The sequence below is a fragment of the Intrasporangium chromatireducens Q5-1 genome, from assembly GCF_000576575.1.
GTDB classification, from domain to species: Bacteria; Actinomycetota; Actinomycetes; order Actinomycetales; family Dermatophilaceae; genus Intrasporangium_A; species Intrasporangium_A chromatireducens.
Window position 1 is genome coordinate 1 of record NZ_AWQS01000078.1, and the last position, 17,073, is coordinate 17,073.

Annotated in this window: 16 protein-coding genes; 3 read left to right on the forward strand and 13 right to left on the reverse strand. The window is 70.8% G+C overall.

Features of this window, described 5'->3' with window-relative positions; genetic code table 11:
• Positions 1-75: 75 nt before the first annotated feature.
• The 11 genes from N864_RS10965 to N864_RS11015 form a co-directional block, all read right to left on the reverse strand.
• Positions 76-669 (reverse strand): hypothetical protein, encoded by a 594-nt coding sequence (locus N864_RS10965; RefSeq protein ID WP_240474291.1) that lies wholly within the window; start codon positions 667-669, stop codon positions 76-78.
• Entirely contained in the window at positions 666-1,943 is a 1,278-nt protein-coding gene (locus N864_RS10970) for an MCE family protein (RefSeq protein ID WP_034716488.1), read from the reverse strand. The genes N864_RS10965 and N864_RS10970 overlap by 4 nt, the downstream gene beginning before the upstream one ends.
• Positions 1,940-3,172 carry an MCE family protein gene (locus tag N864_RS10975; RefSeq protein ID WP_240474292.1) on the reverse strand — a complete coding sequence of 411 codons (1,233 nt, stop codon included), beginning with the start codon at positions 3,170-3,172 and terminating at the stop codon, positions 1,940-1,942. Before N864_RS10975 ends, N864_RS10970 begins: the two co-directional genes overlap by 4 nt.
• 53 nt (positions 3,173-3,225) lie before the next feature.
• Complete coding sequence (locus tag N864_RS10980; RefSeq protein ID WP_081793705.1) at positions 3,226-4,509, reverse strand: MCE family protein; 1,284 nt, start codon at positions 4,507-4,509, stop codon at positions 3,226-3,228.
• Positions 4,509-5,534: an MCE family protein gene (locus tag N864_RS10985; protein WP_034716509.1), complete on the reverse strand. Its 1,026-nt coding sequence runs from the start codon at positions 5,532-5,534 to the stop codon at positions 4,509-4,511. The genes N864_RS10980 and N864_RS10985 overlap by 1 nt, the downstream gene beginning before the upstream one ends.
• On the reverse strand, positions 5,531-6,562 hold the full coding sequence (locus N864_RS10990; RefSeq protein ID WP_034716491.1) for an MCE family protein: 1,032 nt from the start codon (positions 6,560-6,562) through the stop codon (positions 5,531-5,533). Before N864_RS10990 ends, N864_RS10985 begins: the two co-directional genes overlap by 4 nt.
• Positions 6,559-7,917 carry an MCE family protein gene (locus N864_RS10995; RefSeq protein WP_081793707.1) on the reverse strand — a complete coding sequence of 453 codons (1,359 nt, stop codon included), beginning with the start codon at positions 7,915-7,917 and terminating at the stop codon, positions 6,559-6,561. Before N864_RS10995 ends, N864_RS10990 begins: the two co-directional genes overlap by 4 nt.
• Positions 7,914-8,747, reverse strand: a complete 834-nt coding sequence (locus N864_RS11000) for an MlaE family ABC transporter permease (protein WP_034716493.1) — start codon at positions 8,745-8,747, stop codon at positions 7,914-7,916. The genes N864_RS10995 and N864_RS11000 overlap by 4 nt, the downstream gene beginning before the upstream one ends.
• Positions 8,748-8,756: 9 nt before the next feature.
• On the reverse strand, positions 8,757-9,527 hold the full coding sequence (locus tag N864_RS11005) for an MlaE family ABC transporter permease (RefSeq protein ID WP_034716495.1): 771 nt from the start codon (positions 9,525-9,527) through the stop codon (positions 8,757-8,759).
• A 1-nt stretch (position 9,528) separates the two neighbouring features.
• Positions 9,529-10,566 carry an ABC transporter ATP-binding protein gene (locus tag N864_RS11010; protein ID WP_051518456.1) on the reverse strand — a complete coding sequence of 346 codons (1,038 nt, stop codon included), beginning with the start codon at positions 10,564-10,566 and terminating at the stop codon, positions 9,529-9,531.
• Positions 10,567-10,719: 153 nt separating this feature from the next.
• Positions 10,720-11,628, reverse strand: coding sequence for a hypothetical protein (locus N864_RS11015; RefSeq protein ID WP_034716497.1), 909 nt, complete (start codon positions 11,626-11,628; stop codon positions 10,720-10,722).
• 77 nt (positions 11,629-11,705) lie between these two features.
• Between N864_RS11015 and N864_RS11020 the strand changes: the two genes are divergently transcribed.
• Positions 11,706-13,073 (forward strand): FAD-binding oxidoreductase, encoded by a 1,368-nt coding sequence (locus N864_RS11020; RefSeq protein WP_051518457.1) that lies wholly within the window; start codon positions 11,706-11,708, stop codon positions 13,071-13,073.
• Positions 13,074-13,454: 381 nt separating this feature from the next.
• Here the strand turns inward: N864_RS11020 and rplL are convergent, their stop codons facing one another.
• A complete protein-coding gene (gene rplL / locus N864_RS11025) occupies positions 13,455-13,847 on the reverse strand; it encodes a 50S ribosomal protein L7/L12 (RefSeq protein ID WP_034716499.1) in 393 nt (130 codons plus the stop codon).
• Between the two features lie 67 nt (positions 13,848-13,914).
• Positions 13,915-14,535, reverse strand: coding sequence for a 50S ribosomal protein L10 (gene rplJ, locus N864_RS11030; protein WP_034716501.1), 621 nt, complete (start codon positions 14,533-14,535; stop codon positions 13,915-13,917).
• 274 nt (positions 14,536-14,809) lie between these two features.
• Here rplJ and N864_RS11035 point away from each other — a divergent pair, with 274 nt between their 5' ends.
• Together N864_RS11035 and N864_RS11040 are read left to right on the forward strand one after the other, a co-directional pair.
• Positions 14,810-15,664 (forward strand): DUF3152 domain-containing protein, encoded by an 855-nt coding sequence (locus N864_RS11035; protein ID WP_051518458.1) that lies wholly within the window; start codon positions 14,810-14,812, stop codon positions 15,662-15,664.
• Positions 15,665-15,755: 91 nt separating this feature from the next.
• Positions 15,756-16,934: a 4-hydroxybenzoate 3-monooxygenase gene (locus tag N864_RS11040; RefSeq protein ID WP_034716503.1), complete on the forward strand. Its 1,179-nt coding sequence runs from the start codon at positions 15,756-15,758 to the stop codon at positions 16,932-16,934.
• Positions 16,935-17,073 lie beyond the last annotated feature (139 nt).

Genomic DNA, 17,073 nt, shown 5'->3' on the forward strand with positions numbered 1-17,073 from the left:
GGCGCGGTCCGCCGGCGGGAACCCGCGACGCGCTTGCGCGACCCTGCCCCGGGCGTGGCGGCCGCCCGGCGCCCCTCAGCTGACGAACTCAAGGTTGTTCACCTTCCACTCGGTCCCGACCTTGGTCAGGTCGAGGCGCAGTCGGTAGGTCTTCTTCTGTGGCGTCTTGGTCGCGGCGTTCGTCGTCGGAGCCACGACGCCGACGAGAACCCGCGCCGAGTCGCCGTCGGCCGAGACGAGGGATGCCTCGGCGCGCTCGACGGTCGAGGACGTCTTGTTCTCGACGACGACCGGCTTGAGCTGGGACAGCGTCGACTCGTACTCCTTCTTGAACCCGCCGGTGGCCCCGGCCACGACGCGGGCCGCGTCCGTGTCGAAGGAGTCGGCCCGCATCGTGACGAAGTTGACCGCGAGCTGTTTGCCCGCCGCGAGCGCCTCGGCCTCGTTCGCCGCCTCCGCGCGAGCCTCCCAGGCCGCTCGACCCAGGGTCGCCCCGACGGCGACGGCGGCCACGAGCAGGACGGCGGCCAGCCACCAGAGCGCCGTCGCGGAGGGTCGCCACAGCCGCGCACCGGTCCGCTGGTCCGTCGTCGTCGCGTCGGTCATCTGGGCGTCGCCCTCCTGCTCGGCCATCGGCTCGCCATTCTGCACGGAGGCAGGGGTCTTCACTGCAGGGCCCCCTGCATCATCCAGAGCCACCGTTGCGCACCGGTCGCGTCGGCCGGCCCCGCCGGGGCGCTCACGGTGCGGGCGGCCGGATTGACAGCGGCACCCGCCATGCCGAGCGGAACGGGCTGGGCGCCATACGACATGGGGTAGCTCTGCGTCCCTCCGGAGCCGGCGTGGGGTGCGTTCTGGGCGCCGCGCACGTTGATGCCCGATCCCCGCGGGGCAGCGCAGTGGGCTCCGGTGTTGACCGGAGGCAGGTTCGTCGTCTGGTGCGGGTCGGTCTTCCTCGTCCCGCCGTAGCCCTGCTCGCACGCCTTGGGGTCGTCGGCGTTGAGGACCAGCCCGAAGTGCGCCGTGCCGTCGCCCGGCACGACCGTGTAGCCGCCGACGACGACGTCAGGGTAGGTCACCAGCATCTGCTCGATGCCGTCGACGTGCGAGGTCGTGACGTTGCCGATCGTGATGAGGTTTGCCAGCAGGGCCGCGATGTTCTGCTTGTTGTCCATGATCAGGCCGTCCAGCTCCTTGACGGCCACGGTGCCCCGGTCGAGGACCAGCCGCAGGTCGGGGTCGGCGGTCGCCAGGGCGTCCGCCACGTCGGCGAAGCCCTTGACCGACGTGCGGATGTCCTTGCCGCTGCGCACCTGGGTGTCCAGCACGATGCGGCCGTCGTCGATCAGCTTGGTCGTCTCGGGCAGCGCCTCGGTGGCGGCTGCGGTGAGGCTGTCGCCCGAGTCGATGAGCCGCTGCAGGTCCGCTCCCCCGCCCTGGAAGGCTTGGCCCAGCTCGTCGATGGTCGTGACGAGAGCCGCCTTCGGCACTGACGCGACGGTGTTGTTGATGTGCTGGAGCAGCTGGTCGACCCGGATGGGATACGCCGTGCGGTCCCGCGGGATCGTGTCTCCCGCCCGGAGGTAGGGCTGGCCCGAGCCCTGCGGCTGCAGGTCGAGGTACTGCTCCCCGACGGCAGAGCGGTTCTCGACGACGGCTCGGGCGTCCTTGGGCACCTGCGTGCCCCGGTCGAGCCGCGCGTCGACGATGACCCCGTCCTTCGACAGCCGCAGGCCCTCGACCTTGCCGACGGTCACGCCACGGTAGGTGACCTCCGCGCCGACGAAGATCCCGCCGGACTGGGCGAGGTCGGCCGAGACCCGGTAGCTGCCGCCCAGGAGCCGGTCGGTGAGCCCCACGTAGCCGGCCGACAGGACTGCGACCAGGGCGACGGAGAGCAGGGCGAACGCGGCCAGCTGGAGACGGACCTTGCGCGTGATCATCGGCTGCCTCCCGTCGGGAACAGGGCCAGCCAGGCCGACGGCTCGCTCTGGCTCTGCGCGTCGGTCTGCGAGAGCGGCAGGGTCGGCAATGGGACGGTGGGCAGCGTCGGCGAGGTCAGCGTCGGCAGGGGCACGGTGGGCAGGGTGACCGTGGGCAACGGCACGGTGGGCAACGGCAGCGAGGGGCCCGGCACGGTGGGGCGCGGCTGTCCGCTCGTCGGCGGGGCCGTCGGCACCGCCGGCAGGCGTCCGACGCCGAGGTTGCCCGCGATCGTCTTCGGGTCGGTGTCGAGGGTCGCCCAGAGGTTCGTGAAGTCGCCGTGGATCGCGGACTGCGCACTCGCCGGGAAGGGATAGGTCAGCAGGAGCTCGTAGGACTTCGGCAGGTCGTCGCCGGCCGCGTTCAGCTGGGTGAGGATGGGGCCGAGCGCCTTGAGGTTCGCCTCGAGGTCTGCGCGCGCGCCACGGATGACGCGAGTGCCGACCGCGCCGAGGTCCTGCAGTGAGGTCAGCATCGCGGTGAGCTTCTCCCGCTGGTCCGCCAGCACCTTGAGGCCGGCCGGCAGCTCGTCGAGGGCCTTCCCGATCCGGTCCTGGTTCTTGGCCAACGTCGCGGAGAGCCGGTCGATGCTGTCGATGGCGCGCAGGATGTCCGCCTTTCGGTCGTCGAGGCCCCCGATGAAGGTGTTGAGCTGGCCGATGACGTCCTTGATGTCGCCGGTGCGCCCGCGCATCGCGTTGTTGAGCTCGGTCTCGATGGTCTTCAGCTGTGCGACACCACCACCGTTGAGGAGCAACGACAGTGCGCCGAGGACCTCCTCGACCTCGGGGTTGCGGCTGGTCCGTGAGAGTGGGATGCGGTCGCCGTTGCCCAGCCGTCCCTCGGGCGCCTCGTCGGTGGGCGGCGCGAGGGCGACATACTTCTCGCCCAGCAACGAGGTCTGCTTGAGCTCGGCGACGGCGTTGTCCGGCAGGACGACCTTGTTGGGCAGGCGCAGCCGGACCCGGGCGGTCCAGCCGCTGACGCGCACCTCCTCGACGGAGCCGACCGTCACCTCGTTGACCTTGACGGACGACTTCGGGACGAGGTCGAGAACGTCGGCGAAGTCGGCCGTCACCGTGTAGGAGTCGCTGCCGACGCCCGCTCCTCCGGGTAGCGGCAGGTCATACGCGGAGCAGCCGGACACGGTGCCGAGCGTGATCACCGCGACGACGGCGGCGGCGGCCACCCGGACCTTCCGCACCGTCGCTCGCGGCGAAGCCGGGCGCGCGCGAGGACCCATCAGTGCCCACCTCCCAGCAGCCCGCCCAGCGTGGGGTCGGCGCCCCGCAGGTTGATCAGGCCGTCCTTGCCCAGGGCGCCGTCGAGGCTCAGGCCGGCGGGCAGCGGCGGCAGCTTCGGCAGGAGGGGCAGGACGGTGGCCTTGAGCGTCGAGCACAGCTTCCTGTTGCCGGTGTGCGTCGGTCCGGTGAGGATCGAGCAGAGCAGGAGCAGCGGGTCGTCGAGCCCCTTGGCGTTGTTGCGCGTGTCGAGGGTGCCCGTCTGCGGGTGATAGGCGTTCTGCAGGTTGGACAGGGCCACCGGCGCATTGGTGAGCGTCTCCGACAGGGCATCCCGGTTCTTCGCGATGGTCTCGGTGATCGCCACCGCCCGCGCCACGTCCGTCTTCAACAGGGCCCGGTTGTCCTTGACGAAGGAGGAGACCTCGTTCATCGCGACCCCGAGGTTCTTCAGGGCCAGCTTGAGGTTCTCGCGCTCTTCGCCGAGCTGCACGGCGACCGTCGCGAGGTCGGAGTTGAGCCGCCGGACCTGGTCGTTGTTCGACGCGAGCATCGAGGTGAAGGACTGGATGTTCTTGACCGTCCCGAAGAGGTCGTCCTTGCTGCCGGAGAGGGTGCCCAGAGCGGTGGACAGGTCGTGCACCGTGGAGTGGACCCGCTCACCGTTGCCGTCGAGGTTGGCGGCCGATGTCTGGAGCAGCCGGCTCAGGGCTCCGTCCTTGTTCGCGCCGTCGGGGCCGAGGGCGACCATGAGGTCGTCCAGGCTCTGGGAGATGCGGTCCAGCTCGACGGGGACGGCCGTGCGCTCCAAGGGGATGCGCGCTCCGGACGCCATCGCGGGGCCGCCCGTGTAGACCGGCAGCAGCTGGACGTAACGGTCCGACACGAGCGACGGGGCGACGATCGCGGCCCGCGCCGTCGACGGCACCCGGTGCGCGTCGTCGAAGCTGAAGGTCACGTGGACGTGGTCGCCCTGGGGGACGACGGAGTCGACCTGGCCGACGCGGACGCCGAGGATGCGCACGTCGGACCCCGGATAGAGGCCGACGGCGCGGACGAAGTCGGCGCTGACCGTCGTCAGCGAGCTGCGCGGCCAGACCGCGACGGCGGCCGCCACGAGACCGATGACGACCAGTGCGGTGACGAGGCGGGACAGCAGCGTGCGCGGGAGCCGCGGTCGGCGAAGCAGCAGACGGTGACCGCGGGCCAGACGCAGGCCCAGACCGCGACCCTGGCGCCGAGGGCCAGCCCCCGGGGCCTCGACGGTGCTGTCGGGCTGCGCCATCAGCGTCCTCCTCCGAGCAGGCTCGGCAGCTTGGTGCCGGGCGTCGACAGGGCCGGCGCACCAACGGGGACGACGAGGTTGGAGACCCATGTGTCGAACCACCGGCCGGTGCCGACGGTGTTGGCGTAGACGCGGGTGAACGGTGCCATGGCCCGGATCGTCTTCTCGAGGTCCTGGTCATGCTTCTCGAGGAGGGCAAGGGTCGAGTCGAGGGCCTTGAGGGCCGGGGCGAGCTGGGCGCGGTTGTCCTGGGCGAGCCCGGTCAGCTGGGTGGCGAGCTCGGACGTGTTCTTGAACAGGGTGCGGATCTGCTCGCGGCGCTTGGCCAGCTCGACCATGAGCAGGTCCGCGTCGGTGATGATCTTGCCCACCTGCTCGTTGCGGCTCGCCACGAGCCCGCTCACCTTGTTCGCGTGTGCGAGCAGCTGGGACAGTTCGGCGTCGCGGCTGGCAATCGTCCGGGACAGCCGGGACAGCCCGTCGAGCGCCGCGCGGACGTGGTCGGGGCTGTCCTTGAACTCGTCGGCCAGGACCGTCAGTGAGCGGGCCAGCTGGTCGGTGTCGATCCGTTCGGTCGTCGTCGTGAGGTCCTGGAAGGCGTTGACGATGTCATAGGAGCTGACGGTGCGCTGCAACGGGATCTGCGCATCGGCGGCGAGCCGACCCGGCCCGTGCGGGTCCAGGGCGAGGTACTTCTCGCCGAGGATGGTCTTCATCCGGATCGAGGCCCCCGTGAGGGTGCCGAACCCGACGTCCTCGGTGACCCGGAAGTCGACGCGGACGTGGCTGCCCTCCAGGTCGACGCCGGTGACCTTGCCGACCTTGACCCCGGCAACGCGCACGTCGTCGTCGGGCTTGATCCCCCCGGCCTCGCTGAAGGCGGCGCTGTAGCTGGTGCCGCCGCCGATGAGGGGCAGCTTCTCCGCGTTGAACGCGAGCGCCAGCAGGCCGGCGATCACGAGCAGCCCGATGGCCCCGATCGGCACGGGGTTGCGCTCGCGGAACGGCACGCTCGCCCACCTCACGACGAACACCTCGCAGCGGCCACGTTGTACGTCGGGGTGACGCCGGGGAGCACCGGTCGCTTGCTGTCGAACCGGCACAGATAGAAGTTGAACCAGGAGCCGTAGCTCGCGGTGCGGGTCAGGGTGGTGATCCGGTTCGGGACGGTCGTGATGAACTCCTCGAAGAGCTTCGCGTTGTCCGGCTTGTTCAACGTGCCGGCCAGCGTGCGCAGCTGGGCGATGTCGTCCTTGATCGCCGGCCGGGTCGTGACGAGCAGCCCCGCGGTCTCGGCCGACAGCGAGTTGATGCCGTCGAGCGCGCCACCGATCGCCTCCCGGTCCGCTGCCAGGCCGGTCGTGAAGCGTTGGAGCTGGTCGATGAGGGAGGCGAGCTGCGTGTCGTGCTCGTCGACGGTGCCGAGCACGGCGTTGAGGTTGTCGACGGTGCGGCCGATCACGGCGTCACGGTCGGCGATCGCCGAGGTGAGCGAGGCGGTCCTCGACAGCAGGGAGTTGATGTCGCCGCCCTCCCCCTGCAGGGTCTGCACGATCAGTTGGGACAGCTCGTTGACGTCCTTGGGCGAGAGCGCCGCGAAGAGCGGCTTGAAGCCGTTGAACAGCACGGTCAGGTCGAGCGCGGGATGGGTGCGCTCCAGTGGGATGACGGCGCCGTCGGGCAGCGGCGTGGCGCCACCGACGCCCTGGCTCAGGGCGACGTACCGCTGGCCGACGAGGTTGCGGTACTTGATCGTCGCCTCGGTGCCCCGGGTGAGCGGCGACGACCGCAGCACCCGGATCTCGACCTCGGCGCTTGCGCCGTCGCCGCCCCGGTGCGGCGCCACCCGGACGTCCGTGACCTCCCCGACCCGCACACCGGCGATCCGGACGTCCTGGCCCGCCTGCACGCCGGTGGCGTCGGTGAAGACCGCCGTGTAGGTCGACTTGTCGCCGAACTGGATGTTGGCGATGGTCAGCGCGAGGACGCTCGTCGCGGTGATGGTGACCGCCGCGAAGACGAGCAGCTTGACGAGGCTGGCTCGGGTCGTCATCCGTTGCTCACCACCGTCCCGCGCATGAGCGGGCCCGCCAGGAGAGTCTGTATGCCGCTGGGCTGGGGCTCGCCGCCCCCGCTGAGGAGCGCTGCCACAACCTGCTGCTCCTCCGCGGTCCCGGCCGTCCCCGAGTCGGCCGCGGCACCGAAGATGCCGGGCTTGGAGGAGGACAGCGGGGAGGCGTTGCTGGCCGGCCGGGTGCCGTCGTTGAAGTGCTCGCCGGGGTAGGGGTTGCTCTGGCTGCCGCCGGGGCTGGGCAGGCCGTAGCAGTGCGGGCCGCGCTTGTCGGCCCAGCGCGGCTCCTCCCCCGGCCGGTAGGGCTGGCGGGGCGGGACGACCTCGAGGGTGATGTGGAAGGTGCCGCCGCTGAAGGCGCCGTTGATCCGGGGCAACCAGCCGGTGAGGCCACCGGCGAGGCAGGGGTAGACCGGGGCGTAGCGGGCCAGGACCGCGAGCGTCGGCCGCGACACGCGACCCACCTGGATGATGCGCTCCTCCGTCTGGTGCAGGAACCCGGCGGTGTCCTGGGCGAACCCGGTGGTGCCGACGAGGAAGGCCGCCAGCTGCTGCTGCTTGTCGACGACCGTGCGGTTCGTGACGCGCAGCGAGTCGGTGAGCCGGAAGAGGTCCGGTGCCACGTCGGCATAGATGTCGGCCGTGTCGGCGAGCAGCCCGAGGTCCTGCTGGAGGACCGGCAGGTGCGGGTTGAGTGCCTTGAGATAACGGTCGAGCCGGACCAGGTTGGCCCCGAGCTGGTCGCCGCGCCCGTCGAGAGCGGTCGCGAGCGCCCCCAGCGTCGTGGCGAGCTGGGCCGGCTGCACGGTGCGCAGCAGCGGGTAGAGGTTGTCGAAGACGGTCTCGAGCTCGATCCCGACCCGGCTGCGGTCCTGCGTGATGACGTCGCCGGCTCGGATCGGTCGCGGGCTCGGCGCACCGACGGTGACGAGGTCGACGTAGCGCTCACCGAAGAGCGTCTTCTGGAGCAGCCGGGCGTTGACGTTGGAGGGGATCTTGCCGACCTCGTCCGGCTGGAGCGCCAGCTCGATCCGGGCCCCTTGCGGCGTCGCCTCGACGTGGCGCACCTCGCCGACGAGCAGGCCGCGTAGCTTGACGTCGGAGCTCTCCTGCAGCTGGCTGCCGATCCGGCTCGTCTCGAGGGTGACCCGCACGACCGGCGTGAACCGCTTCTGGTACGCGGCGATCGCGAGCCCGAGGAGCAGGGCGAGCACGACGAGGAAGACGACACCGTAGGCCTTGGTGCCGAGGCGCCAGCGGGTGTGCTGGGTGACCGGCCCCGGTGTCGCGTCGGTCGACACGTCGGTGGCCGGCTGCTCCGGTGGTGCCTGCGTCATCCGGCGATCCTGACGCTCGTCGTCGCACCCCAGATGGCGAGCGAGAGGAAGAAGTCGACGACGTTGATGGCCACGATGGAGGTCCGCACCGCCTTGCCCACGGCGACCCCGACCCCCGCCGGGCCGCCCGAGGCCGTGTAGCCGTAGTAGCAGTGGATGAGGATGATCACGACGGCGAAGACCATCACCTTCGCGAACGACCAGAAGACGTCGCCGGGCGGCAGGAAGAGGTGGAAGTAGTGGTCGTAGGTGCCCTCTGACTGCCCGAAGTAGGACGTGGCGATGAACCGGGTCGCGGCGTAGGAGCTGAGCAGGCCGAGCACGTAGAGCGGGATGACGGCGATGAAGCCGGCGATCATCCGGGTCGTGACGAGGAACGGCAGCGACGGGATGCCCATGACCTCGAGGGCGTCGACCTCCTCGGAGATGCGCATCGCCCCGAGCTGGGCCGTGAACCCGCAGCCGACCGTCGCGGCGAGGGCGAGGCCGGCGACGAGCGGCGCGATCTCGCGCGTGTTGAGGTAGGCCGCGAAGAAGCCGGTGAAGGCGCCGGTGCCGAGCTGCTCGAGGGAGGAGTAGCCCTGCAGGCCGACCTCGGTCCCGGTGAAGAACGCGAGGAACGCGATGACCCCGACCGTGCCGCCGATGACCGACAGGGCCCCCGTGCCGAGGGACACCTCGGCGAGCAGGCGCAGCACCTCCTTGCGGTAGCGGCGCATCGTCCGACCGCTCCAGGCGAGCGAGCGGACGTAGAAACGCATCTGCTCGCCGAGCGAGTCGAGGGCACGGGCCGGTCGCGACGCGACCTCCAGCAGGCTCCAGTTCGTCATGTCGGCCTCTCAGATCTTCTGTGGGACGACTTGGAAGTAGACGGCGGTGATGACGAAGTTGACGACGAACAGGAGCATGAAGGTGATGACGACGCTCTGGTTGACGGCGTCACCGACGCCCTTGGGGCCGCCTCCGGCACCCAGGCCCTTGTAGGCGGCGACGATCGCGGCGATCGCACCGAAGATGAGCGCCTTGATCTCGGCGGTCCAGAGGTCGGGTAGCTGCGCCAGCGCGGTGAACGAGGCGATGTAGGCGCCGGGGGTGCCGCCCTGGACGATGACGTTGAAGACGTAGCCGCCGACGACGCCGACGACGGACACGAGCCCGTTGAGCAGGACCGCGACCAGCATCGATGCGAGCACCCGGGGCACGACGAGGCGGTGGATCGGGCTGATGCCGAGGACCTCCATCGCGTCGATCTCCTCCCTGATCTTGCGCGAGCCGAGGTCGGCGCAGATCGCCGACCCGCCCGCGCCGGCGATGAGCAGGGCGGTCACGATCGGGCTCGCCTCCCGCAGCACCGCGAGGACGCTCGCCGCGCCGGTGTAGGACTGCGCTCCGAGCTGGCGGGTCAGGGTGCCGAGCTGGAGGGCGATGACCGCCCCGAACGGGATCGAGACGAGCGCCGTCGGCAGGATCGTCACGCTCGCGATGAACCAGGACTGCTGGATGAACTCCTTGACCTGGAAGGGTCGCCGCGGCAGGGCCCGCAGGACGTCGAGCGCCAGGGCGAACAGCGAGCCCGACTGTCGCAGGACCCCCGTCAGGGGTGCGGCCACGTCAGTCCACCTCCCCGACGGCGCCGACCGGGCCACCGGCGGGACCGGGCGCGGCGGCGGTCGCGAGCTCAGCGGCATACTCCGTCTGGCGTGGCGGCGTGAGCGCACCTGCGGTCTGGAAGGAGCCCGGCGGCGGGGTGACGCCGTGCTCTCGGCACCACTCCCCGGCGGGTCGCTCCCCGCGGCGGGGCCGGCCGTCGCTCGTGCCGAGCTGGGGCGGGATCGGCGGGAGCGGCGGCAGCTCGCGGCCCGACTCCGCGGCGAGCTCGTCCGCGTCCTTCTCCTCCGACATGCCGATCGGTCCGATGGTCTGGGCGTTGAGGAACTGTCGCACGACGGGCTCCTCGGAGGACAGGAGCATCTCGCGGGGGCCGAACATCGCCAGGTGCCGGTGGTAGAGCAGGCCGATGTTGTCCGGGACGGTGCGGGCGGTGTTGATGTCGTGGGTGACGATGAGGAACGTCGCCTCGATCTGCGCGTTGAGGTCGACGAACAGCTGGTTGATGTAGGAGGTGCGGACGGGGTCGAGGCCGGAGTCCGGCTCGTCGATGAGCAGGATCTCGGGGTCGAGGACCAGCGCGCGGGCCAGACCGGCCCGCTTGCGCATCCCACCGGAGATCTCGCCGGGCAGCTTCTTCTCGGCGCCCTCCAAGCCGACCAGCTCCATCTTCTCGTGCACGATGCGGGCGATCTCGGCCTCGGTCTTCTTCGTGTGCTCGCGCAGCGGGAAGGCGACGTTGTCGAAGAGGGTCATCGAGCCGAACAGCGCGCCGTCCTGGAAGAGGACCCCGAACAGCTTGCGGACCTCGTAGAGGTCGTGCTCGCGCAGTCTGGTCAGGTCCTTGCCGTCGATGACGATCGAGCCGCGGTCAGGCTTGAGCAGGCCGACGAGGGTCTTGAGGAAGACCGACTTGCCGGTGCCGGACGGGCCGAGCATGACGGAGATCTCGCCGGCGGGCAGGGTCAGGGTCACGTCCCGCCAGATCGTCTGCGAGCCGAAGGTCTTCGTCAGCCCGGTGACCGCGATCTCCACGCCCATCTGGCACCTCTCCGTCGGGGGACTCTGGACAGCACCCCGCGGTGGCCGCGAGGTTACCCGCCGGTCACCTTACTGAGAGGAAGGGGCGAAATGGGGCTTTCGGCCCCGACGATTTCGACGATTGTGCGCATTGCCGCCCCCGGCACCGCGGCCTCAGCTACGATGCCGCGCCTCCCACGACACGTCGTACCCCGTGACGGTGACGACCAGGGCCTCGAGCGGACCGCCCGCGCTGCTCCGCATCGACGAGAGGGCGGCGTTGAGCCGGTCGAAGGTCTCGCGGGTCGGCACCGGAGGGCTGCCGTCGGCGACGCCGGTCAGCCCGACGACGTGGCAGGCGTCGTCGAGGGTGAGCGTCGCCGTGAGGTGCTGGACCGGACCGCCGCGCTGCGCCTCGACGCCCTCCCTCAGGATCCGCGCCGCCTCACCGAAGGCTCCCTCACCGTCAGCGGACGGAGCACCTGTCGCCGGCACCGGTGCCGTCGCCTGCGCCTCGGCTGACGCGGCCGCTTCCGGCGCGTCCCCCGACCGGCCCTCGGTCAGCAGCCCGATGGCGGCGTACTCGATCTTGCCGAAGTCGAGGCTCGGGTCGGTCAGGACGGCGTCGTCGATGACGTAGGCGATGTTGACCGGCAGGTCCTGCATGCCCGGGTGCAGCTGCTGCCCGACGAACCGCGAGCAGACGACGAGGGCGTCGACGCGCACCATGGGTCGTCCCTTCCGGTCCGCGACCCGGCGCTCGGCCGGCACCCGTCCGAGGTCGAACTGCTCGGACGGGTAGAAGTGGATCGAGCGCTCGAGGACCATGATCGAGTAGTCCGGCCGGTCCGGGCCCGGCACGAGCCGGTACAGCTCACCGTTCACCGGGGTCTGCCAGCCCAGCTCGACCGGTGCCTGGTCGAAGGACGTGATGGCGACGAGCGGCCCGTACCGCCCGACGGGGCCCGGCGCCGTCCCGGCGGGAGCCTCGACCCCCGCAGTGGCCGACGGAGCGGCGACGGCGCCCATCTGCCCGGTGGACCCATCGATGTCCGACTTCTTCGCGCGTGACAGCCATGCCATGGGCACAACCTACTGACTGGACGCCGACATGGGCGGAGACACAGCGGCATACCGCACTGTGTGGTTACGGTGACCTCGTGGACGCGATCGACCTCGACGAGCTGCGCGGCGCCCTCTCCGAGGGCGCGCTGACGACCGACCCCGCCACCGTGGAGAGCTACCGACGCGACTGGACGCAGTCCGAGGCGGCCGGTATGCCGCTGGGCGTGGTCCGCGCGGGCAGTGCCGACGACGTCGTGGCGACGGTCCGCTGGGCCGCTGCTCGTGGTGTGCCGGTCGTGCCGCGGGGCGCGGGCAGTGGCTTGTCGGGCGGGTCCTGCGCCGTCGAGGGGTGCATCGTGCTCTCGCTCGACCGGATGCGGGCCATCGAGATCGACGTCGCCACCCGGACCGCGGTCGTCGAGCCGGGCGCCTTCAACGCGGAGGTCAAGGCGGCTGCCGCGGAGCAGGGCCTCTGGTACCCGCCCGACCCCGCGTCGTTCGAGATCTGCTCGATCGGCGGCAACATCGCGACGAACGCCGGGGGCCTGTGCTGCGTCAAGTACGGCGTGACGACCGACTACGTCCTCGGCCTCGACGTCGTGCTCGCCGACGGGACGCTGGTCCGGCTCGGTGGCAAGCGGGTCAAGGACGTCGCCGGGCTGTCGCTGCTCAAGCTCTTCGTCGGCAGCGAGGGCACGCTCGGCATCGTGACGCGGGCGGTCCTGCGACTGGTGCCCGCCCAGCCGCCGGCGGCGACGCTCGTGGCGACCTTCCCGACCGTCGAGGCGGCGGCCCGGGCGGTCGTCGAGGTCGGTCGGACCCTGCGACCGTCGATGATGGAGCTGATGGACAACGCGTCGATCAACGCCGTCGAGGACTACCAGGCGATGGGGCTCGACCGGGCCGCAGGGGCATTGCTCCTCTGCCAGTCGGACGCACCGGGTGCCGCACGAGCCCAGGAGATCGAGCTGATCCGGGCCGCCTGCGAGAGCGTCGGCGCCAAGGAGTGCTTCGTCACCGACGACCCGGCCGAGGGCGAGATGTTCGCGGCCGCGCGACGGGCGGCATTCCCGGCGATCGAGCGCCTCGGTGCGCTCATGCTCGAGGACGTCGGCGTCCCCGTCCCCCAGCTGCCCGAGCTGCTCACCGGGATCACCGCGATCGCCGAGCGGCACGACGTGCAGATCCCGACCGTCGCGCACGCCGGCGACGGCAACACCCACCCGATCATCCTCTATCCCCGTGGGGACGAGGCCGCCAAGGAACGAGCCGCCGAGGCCTTCGTCGAGGTCATGCACCTGGCCATCCGCCTCGGCGGGACGATCACGGGCGAGCACGGCATCGGCCGGCTGAAGCGGGCCGCGCTGCCCGACCAGCTCGGTCCCGACGTCATGGCCCTGACGCACCGGATCAAGGACGCCCTCGACCCGCAGGGCATCCTCAACCCCGGCGCCGCGTTCTGACCGCCTCCCAGATCTCGCTGATCCACCACCGGCTGGATTTCTGTGGTGGATCCGACCCATTCGGCACGAGAACTCACCACCGGCTGGATTTCTGTGGTGGCCCGATGGCGACCTGAGCACGAGCGGGCGGGGGTGAGCGCGAGCCCAAGCGGATGCGAGCACGAGCGGGCGGGGTGGGTGAGCGCGAGCGACTGTGAGCGGCATACATCCCTCCTGGGGAGGCTTCGAGCGCAACACGTATGCCGCTCACACCGGAGCGAGCGCCACCGCCCCGCCCGCGAAGCGGCAAGGTAGCGCCCCGCGCCAGAACGCAAGCGAAGGCGGGCCCGACGAGTCGGACCCGCCTTCGCGGTGCTGGAGTTCCCGGCTAGCCGGGACAGCTCACTTGAGCTCGACGGTGGCGCCGGCGCCCTCGAGCTGCTCCTTGGCCTTCTCGGCCGCAGCCTTGTCGACCTTCTCGAGGACGGGCTTGGGAGCGCCGTCGACGAGGTCCTTGGCCTCCTTGAGGCCGAGGCTCGTGAGCGCGCGGACCTCCTTGATGACCTGGATCTTCTTGTCACCAGCGGCGGTGAGGACGACGTCGAACTCGTCCTTCTCCTCCTCGGCGGCGGCCTCGCCGCCGGCGCCGCCGGCAGCCGGGGCCGCGGCAACGGCCATGGGGGCAGCGGCGGTGACCTCGAAGGTCTCCTCGAACTGCTTCACGAACTCGGAGAGCTCGATGAGGGTCATCTCCTTGAACGCGTCAAGGAGCTCTTCGGTGCTGAGCTTCGCCATGATGGCTTCCTTTCGTACTGATGCCGTGAGTGGCTGTTAATCGGATCGAGCTGTCACGCCTGGGGCGTCAGCTCTCGTCGCCACCCTCGGCGACGTCGGTGCTGGCCTCGGCCGCAGGAGCGGTCTCGGCCGACTCGGCCGGCTCGGCTGCCGGAGCAGTCGTGGCCGGGCCCTCTGCCTCGACCTTCTGGCGCAGAGCGTCGACGACGCGAGCGGTCTGCGCGAGAGGTGCGGCGAAGAGGTAGACAGCCTTGCTGAGCGAGCCCTTCATGGCGCCGGCCAGCTTGGCGAGCAGAACCTCACGCGACTCGAGGTCGGCGAGCTTCGTGATCTCCTCGGGGCTCAAGGGCCGACCGTCGAGGACGCCAGCCTTGATCACGAGGAGGGGGTGTGCCTTGGCGAAGTCACGCAGGCCCTTGGCCGCCTCGACCGGGTCACCGGTGACGAAGGCGATCGCGGTCGGGCCCTGGAGCTGACCGTCGAAGGCCGAGATCCCGGCCTCCTTGGCGGCGATCTCCGTCAGCGTGTTCTTGACCACGGCGTAGGTGGCGTGTCCTCGGAGCGAGCTGCGCAGCTCGGAGAGCTGCTTCACGGTCAGACCGCGGTACTCGGTGAGAACGGCCGCGCCGGACTCACGGAACTTGTCCGCGATCTCGGCGATGGCTGCCGTCTTCTCGGCGTTTGCCATCTGGGCCTCCTTCCCTTGCGTTGCGACCGCCGGGTGGTGGCCCGCAGGGCCCACACGAAAAAGGCCCCGGCGCAAGCGCTCGGGGCACGGCAGCATACGTTGTATGCCGCTTCGCTGAGTCACCTGCGCTGGCTGCCCGCATCGTGCGGAACCTTCGGGAGCCCGTGTGGACACGGTCTCCAACCGGCGGTCATTGGTCGTCCCCAAGGGTAGTTGTCCGGGCGCGCCGAGCCAAATCGGCGGGTGGCGGGTGGCGGTGGCCTAGCGTGGTGGCATGTCGACACGGGCGACGCACAGGCGCGAGCGGGTGGCCGCCCGCCGCCGCTCGGTCGCCGCGGCCGCGGTCCTCGCCTGTGTCGTGGCGGACGTGTGGGCCGTCGCCTCGGGCGCTGCCGGCCAGGGCACCGGCTCCGTCCCGGCGAGCGCTGTGAGCACGCTGCTCAGCGTCGGCACGCGGGCCGGGGCGCTCCCACCGACGGCCGCGGTGCGGTCGGCGATGACGGACACCAGCGAGCCGGGCCGGGGCACGGACAGCACGCCGCCCGCGAGCGCCACGCCCACGGTCGTGCCGCGGGGCGACGGCAAGTTCACCGTGCTCGCCGTGCCCGCGGGGGCGACGGGCCCCGCGCCGGCGTCGGGCCGGACGGTGCGCTACACGGTCGAGACGGAGGGCGGTCTCGGCGTCGACACCCGCGACTACGCGACGACCGTCGCCCGGGTGCTGAACGACCAGCGGGGCTGGGAGACCCAGGACAAGGTCCGCTTCGTCAACGTGACGCCGGCCCAAGTGCAGCGGGGCGACCAGGTCGACATCCGGGTCACGCTCGCGAGCCCCGACACGACCGACAAGCTGTGTGCGCCGCTGGAGACGCGGGGCAGGGTCAGCTGCTTCGCGAACGGCCGGGCCGTCCTCAACGCCAAGCGGTGGCTGCTCGGGGTCGAGGAGGCCTACGGCAAGGACGTCGCGACCTACCGCATCTACCAGGTCAACCACGAGGTCGGCCACGGCATCGGCCACGGCCACGCATCGTGCCCCGGCAAGAACAAGCCGGCGCCGGTCATGATGCAGCAGACCTATGGCCTCGACGGCTGCTCGCCCTGGCCCTGGCCCACGGCGAAGCCCGTCTGATGACCCTCTCTCCCACTCCCGGCGCGACGGCGGGAGGATGAGAGAAAGGTCGGGTCCGCGCCGGTGCGCGCCCGCGTGAGAAAGGTCGCCCATGCCCACCGAGTCCACCACCGTCGGAATCGTCGGCGCCGGCCCTGCCGGCCTCATGCTCTCGCACCTGCTCGCCCTGAGCGGGATCGAGTCGGTGGCGATCGACATCCGTTCCCGCGAGGAGATCGAGCACACGAACCGGGCCGGGATCCTCGAGCAGGACAGCGTGCGCCTGCTCACCGACACCGGCGTCGACGGCCGGGTGCTGACCGACGGCTACGAGCACCATGGCATCGAGCTGCGGTTCGGCGGCGAGGGGCACCGGATCAACTTCCAGGAGCTGGTCGGCGCCTCGGTGTGGCTCTATCCGCAGACCGATGTCTTCATCGACCTCGCGAACGCCCGGGCCCGCGACGGGGGCGACGTGCGGTTCGGCGTGACGAACCCGGCGGTCCGTGAGGTGACGGGTCGCCCGGTCATGAGCTTCACGGACGCGGATGGCGTCGACCACGAGGTCCGCTGCGACTACCTCGTCGGCTCGGACGGGTCGCGCAGCATGTGCCGGCACGAGCTGCCCGAGTCGCTGCGACGGCAGTACTACAAGGAGTACCCCTTCGCCTGGTTCGGGATCATGGTCGAGGCGCCGCCCAGCGCCCCCGAGCTGATCTACGCTCGGCACGACCGCGGCTTCGCGCTGATCAGCCAGCGCACCGACGTCCTGCAGCGGATGTACTTCCAGTGCTCCCCCACCGAGGACATCGACGCCTGGAGCGACGACCGGATCTGGGAGGAGCTGCAGACCCGCGTCGAGGGAGGCGGCTTCCGGCTCATCGAGGGACCGATCACGGAGAAGACTGTGCTGCCCTTCCGCAGCTTCGTCTGCGAGCCGATGCGCCACGGCAACCTGTTCCTGGCCGGGGACGCCGCGCACACCGTCCCACCCACGGGCGCCAAGGGCCTCAACCTGGCCCTGCAGGACGTCAAGGTGCTCCACGAGCTGCTCGACGCGGCGATCAACCTCGGCAAGACCGAGCTGCTCGACACCTACAGCACCCGGGCCCTCGAACGGGTCTGGAAGGCGCAGCAGTTCTCGTACCGGATGACGACGATGCTGCACTCGCTGCCCGACGAGACCCCCTTCGATGCGCGGCGCCAGCTCGGCCAGCTGAACGACATCGTCTCGTCCCGGTTCGGCTCCGCCCACATCGCCGAGTGCTACACCGGCTGGCCCACCACCTGACCCCCCCCGTCGAGCGAGCGCAAACTCCGGTTGCGAACCGTCGACTGAGCGCAAACTCCGGGTCCGAACCGTCGACTGAGCGCAAACTCCGGGTCCGAACCGTCGAGCGAGCGCAAACTCCGGGTGCCCCGGCCGCTGC

Bases quoted from the DNA above. Each gene is read 5' to 3' on its own strand.
- N864_RS11040 (WP_034716503.1), top strand. From the start codon at position 15,756: ATGCCCACCGAGTCCACCACCGTCGGAATCGTCGGCGCCGGCCCTGCC.
- rplL (WP_034716499.1), bottom strand. From the start codon at position 13,847: ATGGCGAAGCTCAGCACCGAAGAGCTCCTTGACGCGTTCAAGGAGATG.
- N864_RS11000 (WP_034716493.1), bottom strand. From the start codon at position 8,747: ATGACGAACTGGAGCCTGCTGGAGGTCGCGTCGCGACCGGCCCGTGCC.
- N864_RS11015 (WP_034716497.1), bottom strand. From the start codon at position 11,628: ATGGCATGGCTGTCACGCGCGAAGAAGTCGGACATCGATGGGTCCACC.
- N864_RS10980 (WP_081793705.1), bottom strand. From the start codon at position 4,509: ATGGCGCAGCCCGACAGCACCGTCGAGGCCCCGGGGGCTGGCCCTCGG.
- rplJ (WP_034716501.1), bottom strand. From the start codon at position 14,535: ATGGCAAACGCCGAGAAGACGGCAGCCATCGCCGAGATCGCGGACAAG.
- N864_RS11035 (WP_051518458.1), top strand. From the start codon at position 14,810: ATGTCGACACGGGCGACGCACAGGCGCGAGCGGGTGGCCGCCCGCCGC.
- N864_RS11010 (WP_051518456.1), bottom strand. From the start codon at position 10,566: ATGGGCGTGGAGATCGCGGTCACCGGGCTGACGAAGACCTTCGGCTCG.
- N864_RS10970 (WP_034716488.1), bottom strand. From the start codon at position 1,943: ATGATCACGCGCAAGGTCCGTCTCCAGCTGGCCGCGTTCGCCCTGCTC.
- N864_RS10990 (WP_034716491.1), bottom strand. From the start codon at position 6,562: ATGACGACCCGAGCCAGCCTCGTCAAGCTGCTCGTCTTCGCGGCGGTC.
- N864_RS10995 (WP_081793707.1), bottom strand. From the start codon at position 7,917: ATGACGCAGGCACCACCGGAGCAGCCGGCCACCGACGTGTCGACCGAC.